At 63.4% G+C, this 12,219-nt stretch carries 10 protein-coding genes; 7 read left to right on the plus strand and 3 right to left on the minus strand.

Annotated elements, in window-relative coordinates; translation table 11 throughout:
* Positions 1-114: 114 nt before the first annotated feature.
* Entirely contained in the window at positions 115-1,110 is a 996-nt protein-coding gene (locus AC1DX4_RS27340; RefSeq protein WP_477223269.1) for a Bug family tripartite tricarboxylate transporter substrate binding protein, read from the plus strand.
* A 20-nt stretch (positions 1,111-1,130) separates the two neighbouring features.
* Entirely contained in the window at positions 1,131-3,110 is a 1,980-nt protein-coding gene (locus AC1DX4_RS27345) for a tripartite tricarboxylate transporter permease (protein ID WP_477223270.1), read from the plus strand.
* A gap of 1 nt (position 3,111) precedes the next feature.
* On the opposite strand, the gene AC1DX4_RS27350 is transcribed toward AC1DX4_RS27345, so the two are convergent.
* On the minus strand, positions 3,112-4,575 hold the full coding sequence (locus tag AC1DX4_RS27350) for a class I adenylate-forming enzyme family protein (protein ID WP_477223271.1): 1,464 nt from the start codon (positions 4,573-4,575) through the stop codon (positions 3,112-3,114).
* Complete coding sequence (locus AC1DX4_RS27355) at positions 4,572-5,624, minus strand: thioesterase domain-containing protein (protein WP_477223272.1); 1,053 nt, start codon at positions 5,622-5,624, stop codon at positions 4,572-4,574. Before AC1DX4_RS27355 ends, AC1DX4_RS27350 begins: the two co-directional genes overlap by 4 nt.
* 307 nt (positions 5,625-5,931) lie before the next feature.
* Between AC1DX4_RS27355 and AC1DX4_RS27360 the strand changes: the two genes are divergently transcribed.
* The 5 genes from AC1DX4_RS27360 to AC1DX4_RS27380 all read left to right on the plus strand — a co-directional run bounded on the left by AC1DX4_RS27360 (position 5,932) and on the right by AC1DX4_RS27380 (position 11,135).
* Positions 5,932-7,260 carry an NAD(P)H-dependent oxidoreductase gene (locus AC1DX4_RS27360; protein WP_258589039.1) on the plus strand — a complete coding sequence of 443 codons (1,329 nt, stop codon included), beginning with the start codon at positions 5,932-5,934 and terminating at the stop codon, positions 7,258-7,260.
* A 2-nt stretch (positions 7,261-7,262) separates the two neighbouring features.
* The gene (locus AC1DX4_RS27365) at positions 7,263-8,291 is read left to right on the plus strand and encodes a thiamine pyrophosphate-dependent dehydrogenase E1 component subunit alpha (protein ID WP_477223273.1); all 1,029 of its coding nucleotides are present in this window, start codon (positions 7,263-7,265) and stop codon (positions 8,289-8,291) included.
* The gene (locus AC1DX4_RS27370) at positions 8,291-9,289 is read left to right on the plus strand and encodes an alpha-ketoacid dehydrogenase subunit beta (protein ID WP_477223274.1); all 999 of its coding nucleotides are present in this window, start codon (positions 8,291-8,293) and stop codon (positions 9,287-9,289) included. The genes AC1DX4_RS27365 and AC1DX4_RS27370 overlap by 1 nt, the downstream gene beginning before the upstream one ends.
* Before the next feature lie 3 nt (positions 9,290-9,292).
* Positions 9,293-10,651: a pyruvate dehydrogenase complex dihydrolipoamide acetyltransferase gene (locus AC1DX4_RS27375; RefSeq protein WP_477223275.1), complete on the plus strand. Its 1,359-nt coding sequence runs from the start codon at positions 9,293-9,295 to the stop codon at positions 10,649-10,651.
* Positions 10,652-10,766: 115 nt separating this feature from the next.
* Positions 10,767-11,135, plus strand: a complete 369-nt coding sequence (locus AC1DX4_RS27380) for a hypothetical protein (RefSeq protein ID WP_115140670.1) — start codon at positions 10,767-10,769, stop codon at positions 11,133-11,135.
* Positions 11,136-11,154: 19 nt separating this feature from the next.
* On the opposite strand, the gene AC1DX4_RS27385 is transcribed toward AC1DX4_RS27380, so the two are convergent.
* Positions 11,155-12,126 carry a sugar-binding transcriptional regulator gene (locus AC1DX4_RS27385; RefSeq protein ID WP_477223276.1) on the minus strand — a complete coding sequence of 324 codons (972 nt, stop codon included), beginning with the start codon at positions 12,124-12,126 and terminating at the stop codon, positions 11,155-11,157.
* Between the last annotated feature and the right edge of the window lie 93 nt (positions 12,127-12,219).

Consider the following 12,219-nt stretch of genomic DNA (forward strand, 5'->3'; position numbering starts at 1 on the left):
GCTCGCAGAATGGCTGTCGTAACTGTGATCTGATCCCCGCATCATCCCCGTGAAAATTATTACCGATTTGTAAGGTCATGGGTTAGAACCGCTTTGGGTTCATGCGGGATTGATATGTTGGCTACGATCCTTGGCGCGTTGCGCGCGCTTTTCGTCCTTGCCGCCGGTCTTACCTTTGCGATGTGCGCGGAGGCGCAAGCGGTCGAATTCAAGACCATCACGATCAAGGTCGGCTACGGCCCCGGCGGAGGCTATGACCAGACGTCGCGCGTGATCGCGCGCCATCTTGGCCGGTTTCTGCCGGGCAACCCGGATATCGTCGTTCAGAATGTGCCGGGCGGCGGCAGCCTCAAACTGACCAAGATGGTGCTGGGCAGCGAGCCTGCCGATGGAAGCGTCATCGCTTCGGTCAGCGAGGCCATGTCCTATGCGCCGGTGCTTGATCCGCAGAACGCGAATTTCGACCCGCTTGCCCTGCAGTGGATCGGCTCGCTCGTCAACGAGCCGGCCTATTGCCTGACCGCCAGAAGCTCCGGCATCGACACGATGGACAAGTTCCTGCAGTCCGATTTTCTGATTGGCGCGACCGGCAAGAGCAGCGTGACCTATATTTTCGCGGCACTGGTCAAGAACGGGCTGAAGGCGAAGTTCAAGATCGTCACGGGCTTTGAAGGCACCGCCGATATCGAACTGGCAATGCAGCGCGGCGAGATCGCCGGCATGTGCGGCGTCTCCAGTTACAACATCTCCGAAAACCGCGACACGCTCAACCTCATCGGCACCTTCGGCCAGGGCACAGTTGCAGGCCAGGAGAAGTTCACCGCAGGGATCGAGGACCCGAAGGTCCGGGAAGCGGCCGCGCTCATCGAGACGGCCTTGCAGTTCCATCACCCGTTGGTTGTCCCGCCGGGAACACCCAAGGAGACGGTCGAGGCGCTTCGCAAGGGGTATATGGAGATGGTCAGGGATCCGGCGTTTTTGGCCGACATCGGCAAGCTTAGCGAAATGACCGTCAACGCCACCAGCGGCGAGGACATAAGCCGGCTCGTGTCGCAGCAGTTGAAGGTGGATCCGGACGTGTTCGAGACCGCCAGAAATCTGGTGAAGTAGATTTCTGGCGAGGCGCAACGGTGGATCTGATCCTTACCGCCATCGTCGAGATGGCCCAGCCATTCCGTATGCTGATGCTGGTGACCGGTGTTTTCGCCGGTCTGATTGTCGGCGTTGTCCCGGGCATCGGTGGGCTGTTCGCGATGGCCCTGCTGATCCCCATGACCTACAATATGGACGCCTATGCCGCCTTCGCGCTGTTGCTTGGCATGGGATCGGTCAACACCACCTCCGACACCATACCCGCGATCCTGTTCGGGGTTCCGGGTTCGGTCGGCGCGGCGGCAACGGTGCTGGACGGCCATGCCATGGCCAAGAAGGGCGAAGCCGCGCGGGCCTTCGGGGCGTCCTATTCCGCGTCGATGATCGGCGGCGTGTTCGGTGCGCTGGTGCTTGCCGCGGCAATTCCCATCATGCGGCCGCTTGTCCTCTATCTGAAGACGCCCGACTTCTTTGCCATCTGCGCCTTCGGCCTTTCCATCGTCGCGATGCTGGCGGGGAGCCAGCCGCTGAAGGGATTGGCGGCGGCCATGTTCGGCATGCTGGCCTCATTCGTCGGCATCGACAAGATCGCCGGCATCGACCGATGGACCTTCGGTGAAATCTATCTCTGGGACGGTCTGCCGGTTGCGCTGGTGTTTCTCGGCCTGTTCGGCCTGCCCGAGCTGGCATCGCTTCTGCTGCGTGGTTCCATCCAGGGCAACGCCGAGAGACCAACCTACGCCGGCATGTGGCAAGGCATCATGGACACGCTGCGGGAGTGGCCGCTGGTCCTGCGCTGCAGCGCCATAGGCTCCTTGCTTGGTGCCGTTCCCGGCGTCGGCATCGCGGTGCTGGACTGGATCGCCTATGGCTATGCGGCGCGCCGGCCAGGCTCCGGACCGAAGTTCGGCGAGGGCAATGTGAGGGGCGTCATCGCCCCCGAAAGCGCCAACAATGCCAAGGAAGGCGGCTCACTGATCCCGACCATCGCCTTCGGCGTGCCGGGTTCGGCCTCGATGAGCATTCTGCTCGGCGCCTTTGTCGTCCATGGGCTCGTTCCAGGCCCTGACATGCTCGGCAAGAATGCTGCGCTGACGATGTCGATGGTGTTCAGCATCGCCGTGGCAAACATAGTGGGCGCGGTGACCTGCCTTGTGCTGACCCGGCCGCTGGCGCGCGTCGCGCAGGTCTCCGCCGCTATACTGGTGCCGCTGGTGGTGACCTTCATCGTGGTCGGCGCGTACCAGACCAATATGAGCGCTTTCGACTTTGCGCTGGTCATCGGTGTCGGCGCCGTCGGCATGGCGATGAAGGAACTCAATTGGCCGCGCTCGGCCTTCTCGCTGGGGTTCGTGCTCGGACCAAGCCTGGAGAATTATTTCTTTCTTGCCTACCAGATTTCCGGCTGGTCATGGCTTGCCCAGCCGCTGGTGCTCATATTGCTCGGCCTGGCCGTGGTAGGTGTCGTCAGGCAGACCCTGTCATGGATCAGGGCCAGAAATCCTGGCGGCCCGCTGCCGCCGGTGCTGCCCGACATTGTCGCGGGCGCAGCCATGACATTGCTGGCGCTCGCCGCACTGGTGACTGCCGCGATCGGCTTCCCCTTCGAGGCCGCCATCTTCCCGATCATCACGGCCGGATTGCTGATGGGTTTTTCGCTGGCGACCACAGTGCAGACAACACTGCGATGGCGAAGGCGGACGCCGTCCACGCCTGTCTCACCTGCGCCCGTGGGGACGCCGGGCGAATGGTCGCCGGCTACGGAACCGACCATGAAGGGCAATCTCGGCGTCCTGGGCCTCTGCCTTGCCCTGGCCGTTCTGATCCTGCTGGTCGGGCATCTCGCCGCGACGTTCATTTTCGTTGCCGGCAGCATCGCGGTGCTTGGGTCGACATCATGGCGGTCACCGCTGACGATCGCCGCCGCCACGACGGTTTTTGTCTATTCGGTTTTCGACATGCTGGCATCCCAGCCATGGCCGACGCCGTGGCTCGCCGGCATCGGAGGGATTTTCTAGATCATTTACCTGCCAGCGTTTCGACCAGCTGGCGGCGCAGCAACTTGCCGTTGTCGCTGTAGGGCAATGAGGCGACGAGCCGGATCTCGCGCGGGCGCCGGTCGGGTGCGATGTTGGCGCGCAGGAAAGCCTGGAACTCCTCGACCGTTCCCTGTTGGGAAACAATGAATACCGCGATTTCCTGCCCCAGGGTCTCGTCCGCGAATCCGGCCACGGCGACATCCTGCACCTTGGGATGGGTGCGGATCAGTTTCTCGAGCTCCTGCGGCGCGACGCTGACGCCGCCGCGAACGATCATATCGGCTTCCCGATCGACGATCGTCACGAACCCGTCCGCGTCCAGGAAACCGATATCGCCGGGGATGCCCCAGTCGGAGCCCATGATCTGCGGATCGACGAACAGGCGGTTGCCAGGCATCAGCACGGCCGAGGCCATGGTCGGTGTCCGCGCCTTGATCAGCCCCCGTTCCCCTTGCTGCAGCACGCGGCCATCGGCGCCGATGATCTCGATCTGCACGCCGGCCACCGGACGGCCGGCACTTTCAGGCTTCGCCAGGATATCCAAGCCCGACAGCGAGGATATTAGGCCGGTGAGGCTTGAGGAGTAGCTTATCCGGTAGCCCGGTGAGAGGTATCGATAGGCGGCGATCTTGTCTTCGCCTTTCGCCGGTCCGCCGACGCTGTAGAGAACGGAAAGTTCGGGAAGGAGATGGGTGGTGCGTTCGCCGGTCTCCTTGACCATCCGCGCTATCACCGATGGCGCCAGCGCCGTGCCGCTTGCCTGGAACGACAGCAGCGCCTCGATGAGCTCCGAGGGCGTGAACAGCGGAGGGAAGAACCGCACGACGCCGCCGTAGAGCAGATAGCCGAAAATCTGGTGGCGCATCGCCGAATAGGACAGGGCCATCGGCGTCAGAAATCGCTTGGCGGTTCCTTCCACCACGCTCCGGCGCGCCGCGACACGCCTGGCGAGCGCCTCATGCGACTGCGTATAGGCCTTGGGGTCGCCCGTGGTGCCGGACGAGAAGATCAGGAAGGCCGGGCTGGACTCATCCATCGGGGTGCTGGCGTTGAAACCTGGCGTCGAGATCGATTTCCAACCGGCGTCAAAGAGCGCGTTCGGGTAGATTTCGTCGCCGGGCATGGCGCGGCTTTCGAAAACCATTTTCAGGCCGAAGTCGCGCGCCTGCCTCGCACGCTGACTTCTGGGTGTTCGAAAATCGACAACGACGGGGGTGGCGCTGTTTCTCCAGCAGGCGAGGATGGACAGGACCACGTCGATATTGTCGACCATGGCGAGGCCGACGCGGTCGCCGGGCTCAATGCCCGACGCGCTGAGATTGGCGGCAAGATGCCCGATCTGGATCAGCGCCTGCGCATAGGTGATCTGCGACCGGTCGCTGACCATCGCGACCTTGTCGCCATGAGCGGCGAAGGCCTCCAGTATCTGCCGGCCAAAACTCATTGCCGGTGCTGGACCGTGGTCGCCCCGGGTCTTTCGGCGAGGAAAGCGAGAATCTCCGCATCGATCGCGTCCATGTTGGCCTTGCGGAACTTGTTGTGCGTGCCCGGCATCACGACCGTTTTCACGCTCGCCTTGTCGGACGCCCAGCCCTTGTAATCCTTCACCGTGGTGGCGCCCCATTCGGAACTGGCCAGGATGAGTACGTCGCAGGGATAGGAGGAGGGTACGAAGCCTGCGGCTGCCTGCAGAAGCGTGCTTTTGTACGCTTTTTTGCGCAAATGTCGCCCGAGGCGTGTCTGGCCCAGTCCCATCGTGCCCATCGCGTCGCGCAACAGCCGCCAGTAGGTCACCTTGCCCGCGATCTGGCGGCGCCTGCTCTCGGTCAGGCGATCGTCGGGCATCGGCTTCAGCCAGGCAGAGCCGGGCGAGGGCGGATCGATGAGTATGATCGCGGGCCGCTTGCCCGTTGCCTCATGGCTCAGCCGGCCGACTTCGATCGCCAGCAGGCCGCCCACGCATATGCCGCCGATCACGTCAGGATGCTGGCCGGTCACTGAAGTGAGAGCCTCGAAGTAACTGGAGCAGATTTCGGCCATGCCGGAATAGGGGGTCTCACCGGACTCGGTGCCCATGCCACGCACGGCCATGATGGCGTATTTCTCTTTCAGCCGTTTGCTGAAGCGATTGGCAAACAGAGCCGAGCCGGTAATGCCATGGATCATGGCGATCGGCTGATGGCCGATGCTTCCCGCCACCGGTACGATCAGCTCGCGGGCCGGATGGACCGGCACCAGCGACGCGATCAGCCGGCCGAACTCGCGCGGTGTCTGCGCCTCGAGCAGGACCGATGTCTGGAGCTTGACGCCGAACCGTTTCTGCACGGCAAGCACCAGCGTCTCGGCCATCAGCGAATCACCGCCGAGATCGAAGAAATTGTCGTCGAGACCGACCGAGGGAACCTGCAATTCCCCGGCGAAGATGCCGGCAATCGCATGTGCCGGTCCGTCGCCCGGCGATGCAACAGGCCGAACCCGTTGTTGGACATTCATCGGAAAGCCCCTGCCGATGCCTATCCCTGCCTTTTACGCACTGATGGTCCAGCGAACAAGCCTTGGCAGGTCTTGCCGGAAGCGATGGCGTCAAAGCATCTGACTTTTTGTGAGGGTGTTGTGCATCTGTAGCTGATCGCTGGGCTCCGAATATTGGACTTTCACCACCGCTTTTCGTCTCCGCTCTCGTCTGCGGGGAAAGAGCCTCAAAAGCACACAGATTTGGACATTAGTCTTGACAGAAATACAGATGTTCAATACCGGTCAAGCGAATGAACAAGCCTGCACTATGGGAGGAATGACCGGTATGGCTTCCAATGTTTCGTTGACGGGCCTCGCCCGCGATCTCGAGGAACGCGGCAAGTCGGGCAAGCCCATCCGCATCGGTTTGATCGGCTCCGGCGAGATGGGAACCGACATCGTCACCCGCGTCGCCCACATGTCGGGCATCGAGATCGGCGCCATTTCCGAACTGAACCTGCCGGCTGCCAGCAGGGCGGTGGATATCGCCTTCCAGGAAACCGGGCATGCGCGCGAAGTGTCGAACGCTTCTGCGATGACGGCCGCTATGGAAGCCGGCAAGGTGGCGGTCACCAACGACGCCAGCCTGGTCATCAACAATGACCTGATCGACGTCGTCATCGATGCCACCGGTGTTCCCGCCGTCGGCGCCGAGATCGGCCTGCGCGCCATGGAGCACGGCAAGCATCTGGTGATGATGAATGTCGAGGCCGACGTCACCATCGGCGCCTATCTGAAGAGCGAGGCCGACCGGCTTGGCGTCACCTATTCGCTGGGCGCCGGCGACGAGCCGTCCTCCTGCATGGAACTGATCGAATTCGTCTCGGCTATGGGCCATCCGATCGTCGCCGCTGGCAAGGGCAAGAACAATCCGCTCAACATCGATGCCACGCCGCCCGCCTATGAGGAAGAGGCCAAGCGCCGGCACATGAATGTGCGCATGCTGGTCGAATTCGTCGATGGTTCGAAGACCATGGTCGAGATGGCGGCGATCGCCAACGCCACCGGGCTGGTGCCCGACAAGGCCGGCATGCATGGCCCCGCGGCAACGCTCGGCGAACTCTCGAAAGTGTTGGTGCCTGAAAAGGATGGCGGCGTGCTGTCCAGGGTCGGCGTCGTCGACTACTCGATCGGCAAGGGCGTCGCGCCCGGCGTTTTCGTCGTCGCCGACATGTCGCATCCGCGCATTTCGGAGCGCATGGAAGATCTGAAGATGGGCAAGGGCCCGTACTTCACCTTCCATCGTCCTTATCACCTGACCTCGCTCGAAGTCCCCCTGACCTGCGCCCGCGTCGTGCTCTACGGCAAGGCCGACATGGTTCCGCTGGCCAAGCCGGTGGCCGAAGTTGCCGCCGTGGCCAAGAAGGACATGCAGCCCGGCGAGAAACTCGATGCGATCGGCGAATATTGCTACCGCGCCTGGATCATGACGGCGCCGGAAGCGCATGCCGCCAAGGCCATTCCCTGCGGCCTGCTGCAGGGCGGCTCGGTCACCGCGCCGATCAAGAAGGGCGAACTCATCACCTATGCGAATGCAGCCCCGGCCCCGGGCTCCAAGATCGCCGAGCTGCGCGCCCGCCAGGACAAACTTGTCTACGGAACCGTTGGAGCCTGATCATGGCCGGAGCCAGCAAAGCCGTCGCGGACAGTCGCGCCAACCTGCCTTTCGTCTATCGCCAGTACAGCGCCGAGCAGCTCAAGCAGGTGCTCTACAAGATGTACCTCATCCGCCGCTTCGAGGAAGGCGCCGAGGACAGCTACACGCGCGGCCTGATCCACGGCACCATGCACCTGTCGATCGGTCAGGAAGCCAGCGCCATGGGCATCTGCATGCCGCTTGGCGAGGATGACCAGATCACCTCGACGCATCGCGGCCATGGCCACTGCATCGCCAAGGGTGCCGAGGTCAAGCGCATGTTCGCCGAGTTCTTCGGCAAGACCACTGGCTACTGCAAGGGCCGTGGCGGTTCGATGCACATCGCCGATGTCGCCAAGGGCAATCTCGGCGCCAACGGCATTGTCGGCGGCGGCATTCCGATCGCCGTCGGCGCGGCGCTTTCCTCCAAGATGATGAAGACCGGCAAGGTCGTCGTCTCCTTCTTCGGCGACGGCGCCAACAATGAAGGCGCCTTCCACGAGGCGCTCAACATGGCGGCGGTCTGGAAACTGCCTGTTATTTTCGTCTGTGAGAACAATGGCTACGGCATGTCGACGTCGACGGCCCGCTCGACCGCGGTCAAGAACATCGCCGATCGCGCCGCCGCCTATTCGATGCCTGGCGTCATCGTCAACGGCAACATTTTTTCGGAGGTCGCCGAGGCCTCCTACAGGGCCGTCGAGCGTGCCCGTGCGGGCGAGGGGCCGACGCTGATCGAATCCAAGACCTACCGCCATCGCGGCCATTCCAAGAGCGATCGCAACCGCTATCGCACCAAGGAGGAGATCGAGGACTGGATGTCGAATCGTGACCCGATCACGCTCTTCGAAAACGAGCTGCGGGAATTCGGCTTCATCGACGACAAGGGTATCGAGGCCATTCGCAGCGCCGTGGCGCAGGAGATCGCCGACGGCATCGAGTTCGCCAAGGCGAGCCCGTCACCCGACGTCAGCGAGACCGGGAATTACGTGTATACGGAGCAGGCGTGATGGACGCGATGGTGCGTGAACTGAGCTACGCCCAGGCGATCCAGGAAGCCATGGCAATCGCCATGGACATGGACGAACGCGTCTTCCTGATGGGCGAAGATATCGGCGTCTATGGCGGCGCCTTCCAGGTCACCGGCGATCTGGTCGAGCGCTTTGGCACCGAGCGCGTCATCGATACGCCGATTTCGGAACTGGGCGGCGCGGGCGTCGCGGTGGGTGCGGCGCTCACCGGCATGCGGCCGATCTTCGAGTTCCAGTTTTCCGATTTCGCCACGCTGGCCATGGAGCAGATCGTCAACCAGGCGGCCAAGATGCGCTTCATGCTGGGCGGCGAGGTCTCGGTGCCCGTGGTGATGCGCTTTCCCGCCGGCTCCGGCACGGGTGCGGCGGCGCAGCACAGCCAGAGCCTCGAGGCCTGGCTCGGCCATGTGCCGGGGCTGAAGGTCATCCAGCCGGCGACGCCCTATGATGCCAAGGGCATGCTTTTGGCGGCGGTCGCCGATCCCGATCCGGTGATGATCTTCGAGCACAAGCTGCTCTACAAGATGAAAGGCCCGGTGCCCGAAGGCTATTACACGGTGCCGATCGGCAAGGCCGACATCCGCCGCGAGGGCCGCGACCTCACCATCGTCGCCACCTCGATCATGGTGCACAAAGCGCTCGACGCCGCAGCTGCCCTGGAAGCCGAAGGCATCGACGTCGAGGTCGTCGACCTCAGGACCATCCGGCCGATGGACAAGCAGACGGTCATCGACAGCGTCAAGAAGACGTCGCGGCTGATGTGCGTCTACGAAGCAGTCAAGACGCTGGGCATCGGCGCCGAGGTCAGCGCCATGATCGCCGAGAGCGAGGCGTTCGACTATCTCGACGCGCCGATCGTGCGGCTGGGCGGCGCCGAGACGCCGATCCCCTACAATCCGGAGCTGGAAAAGGCCACGGTGCCGCAGGTTCCAGATATCATCACCGCCGCACGCGACCTCGTGAAAGGGGTTCGCTGAGACATGCCGACCGAAGTTATTCTTCCCAAGGTCGACATGGACATGGCGACCGGACAGATTTCGCGCTGGTTCGCCGAGGAAGGCGCCCGGGTCAAGAAGGGCGACGTGCTGTTCGAGATCGAGACCGACAAGGCGGCGATGGAGATCGATGCGCCGGCCAGCGGTGTGCTGCGCGACGTGACTGGCAAGGAAGGCGTTGATATTCCGGTCGGCGCGCCCGTGGCGTGGATCTATGCCGATGGCGAGGCCTATGGAGACAAGGCGCCAATCTCCCCATCCGTGGGGGAGATGTCGGCGAAGCCGATAGAGGGGGGCGCTACCCCGCCAACGTCGCATTCTGTCACGCCACCCTCTGCCGTGCCGGGCATCTCCCCCACAGGGGGGGAGATCGGCCAATCGCCGTCGGGCGCACGTGCGACACCGCTTGCCCGACGTTTGGCTCGCGAAGCGGGTCTTGCCCTCGCCAGCATCGCAGGCACCGGCCCGCGCGGCCGCGTGATCAAGGCGGATGTCGAGGCGGCGATCGCCAGCGGCGCAAAGGCTGCACCCGAAGCCAAGGCCGCGCCTGCCGCTGCTCCTGCAACGCCGGCCGCCGCCCCGGCAGCGAAGGCGATGTCGGACGATCAGGTACTGAAGCTGTTCGAGCAAGGCTCCTACGAGTTGGTCCCGCACGACAATATGCGCAAGACCATTGCGCGGCGCCTGGTCGAGGCCAAGACCACCATTCCGCATTTCTACCTGACGCTCGACTGCGAACTCGACGCGCTGCTGGCCTTGCGCACGCAGATCAATGCGGCAGCTCCCGTCAAGAAGACCGATAAGGGCGAGGCGCCCGCCTACAAGCTGTCGGTCAACGACATGGTGATCAAGGCTATGGCAATGGCCTTGAAGGCGGTGCCGGATGCCAATGCCTCGTGGACCGAGACCGCCATGGTCAAGCACAAGCATGCCGATGTCGGCGTTGCCGTGTCGATCCCCGGCGGCTTGATCACGCCAATCATTCGGCATGCGGATGAAAAGACGCTGTCCACCATCTCCAACGAGATGAAGGATTTGGCGAGCCGCGCCCGCAGCCGCAAGCTGAAGCCGGAGGAATATCAGGGCGGCACCACGGCGGTGTCCAACCTCGGCATGTTCGGCATCAAGGACTTTGCCGCGGTCATCAATCCGCCGCATGCGACGATCCTGGCGGTCGGTGCCGGTGAAGAGCGGGCGGTGGTCAAGAATGGCGAGATCAAGATCGCGACCGTGATGTCGGTGACGCTGTCGACCGATCACCGCGCCGTCGACGGAGCACTCGGTGCCGAGCTGCTGGTCGCCTTCAAGCGGCTGATCGAGAACCCGATGGGCATGCTGGTGTAGCTTCTTGTTGTGAGCTGGCGCCAATGATGCGCCGGCTTACGAGGGAAATGACTTGTCAGGTGCCGACCCTTGACCCATCTTCCCTAGTGGATTGCGACCAAGGGAGGCCCAAAAAATGCCCGCATTCGATCCGTCTGACGTCAAAACCCTGTTCGGCAAGGTCATGGGCGCGTCGCCGTCTGACATCAAGCTGGTGGCGCAGCGCCTCCACGACCACGCCTTCGAGCCGCGCATGTCGGCGGAAGAGACCAGGCAGCTCGTCGTCAGCCTCGGCTATGACAGCCTCGATGCGTTCTGTGCCGATATCGGCCTGCCCGCTCATATTGCCGAGCGCTGGAGCCGTTTCGGCGTTTCCGGCGAAATGAAGCAGGTGTTCACCTTGCTGGCGGCGCAGCGCAGGCGGGTGGCCGAAGCCATCGCCGAATTCGAATCCATGACCCATGTCGGCGTCGAGGACTTTTTGCGCGAGCGCGGCTTGATTTAGCGCCAACCGGCGCATTGTATCAGCCAGCCTTGGCCAGCAGTGCCGCTGCCGTGTCGCTGTCGGTGATCAGCACATTGGTGCTGACGGCCTTCAGCGCGGCCAGGATGGCCGCCACCTTGCGTTTTCCGCCCGCGGCCAGCACGACATTCGGCACCTGGCCCACCACATCGAGATCGATGGCCATGACACGGCCGTTGACCTCGTGGTCGACCAGCCTGCCGGCGGCATCGACGAAGTAACACAGCATGTTGGCGACCGCGCCTTTCGCCTTCAGCGGTGCGATCAGCGATGACGGCACAATGCCGTGGCGGAAGATGGTGGCGTCCGGCGACATGTCGCCGACGGTGAGCAGCGCGATGTCGGCCGCCGCCGCCCGCCGGCGCACGTCCTGCAAGGTCGGCTGTGCCCACAAGAGATCGCGAAGCGAGGGGTCGTCGACCATCACCGGCGCGGTGATCTGGTAGCTGTCGACCTCGAAGACATCGGCAACCTTGGCGGCGACGATCGACGGGTTGATCCATTGCGAATGCGGCAGGCTGCCGACGAGCGCCACCACGCAGGCGCGCTTCAGCTGCCGGCGGGCGAGGAAACCCAGGCTGGCATGCAGCGTCGCGCCGCCGCCAATCGCCAGCGTCATGCCGTCCTGCATCTGCTCGCCAAGATAGGCCGCGACGGCATGGCCGATCGCCTTTTCCAGATACTCATGCGCCGAAGGCGTCGGGATGACGACCGCGGCGTTGAGACCCCAGCGCTTTTCCAGTTCGCGTTCGAGCGCCACCTGTTCGGCGGTCGGCGCGTTGATCATGGTGACGACGATGCCTTCGGCGGTGCAGGCAGCCAGCGTGCGCATGACCTTCACCCGGGAGACATCGAGTTTGTCGGCGATCTGTTCCTGCGTGAAGCCTTCGACATAGTAGAGCCAGGCCGTCTTGACGTTGAGATCGGACGAGACCATCGGCAGGCGGGCCGGCGTGGGTTTTTCCGTGGGCATCGGTCTTCGTCCTCATGAACCATGGCCTGGCCACGTTGCCCTCATCGGAGAAACGTTGGCCGGATGTCAACCGGATGCCGGTTTCCGCTATGC

It is taken from the genome of Mesorhizobium sp. P3_A8, from assembly GCF_056402995.1.

What these genes read in the sequence shown, in the direction of transcription:
- AC1DX4_RS27355 (WP_477223272.1), bottom strand. Translation starts at nt 5,624, where the DNA reads ATGAATGTCCAACAACGGGTTCGGCCTGTTGCATCGCCGGGCGACGGA.
- AC1DX4_RS27340 (WP_477223269.1), top strand. Translation starts at nt 115, where the DNA reads ATGTTGGCTACGATCCTTGGCGCGTTGCGCGCGCTTTTCGTCCTTGCC.
- AC1DX4_RS27375 (WP_477223275.1), top strand. Translation starts at nt 9,293, where the DNA reads ATGCCGACCGAAGTTATTCTTCCCAAGGTCGACATGGACATGGCGACC.
- AC1DX4_RS27350 (WP_477223271.1), bottom strand. Translation starts at nt 4,575, where the DNA reads ATGAGTTTTGGCCGGCAGATACTGGAGGCCTTCGCCGCTCATGGCGAC.
- AC1DX4_RS27380 (WP_115140670.1), top strand. Translation starts at nt 10,767, where the DNA reads ATGCCCGCATTCGATCCGTCTGACGTCAAAACCCTGTTCGGCAAGGTC.
- AC1DX4_RS27360 (WP_258589039.1), top strand. Translation starts at nt 5,932, where the DNA reads ATGGCTTCCAATGTTTCGTTGACGGGCCTCGCCCGCGATCTCGAGGAA.
- AC1DX4_RS27365 (WP_477223273.1), top strand. Translation starts at nt 7,263, where the DNA reads ATGGCCGGAGCCAGCAAAGCCGTCGCGGACAGTCGCGCCAACCTGCCT.
- AC1DX4_RS27370 (WP_477223274.1), top strand. Translation starts at nt 8,291, where the DNA reads ATGGACGCGATGGTGCGTGAACTGAGCTACGCCCAGGCGATCCAGGAA.
- AC1DX4_RS27385 (WP_477223276.1), bottom strand. Translation starts at nt 12,126, where the DNA reads ATGCCCACGGAAAAACCCACGCCGGCCCGCCTGCCGATGGTCTCGTCC.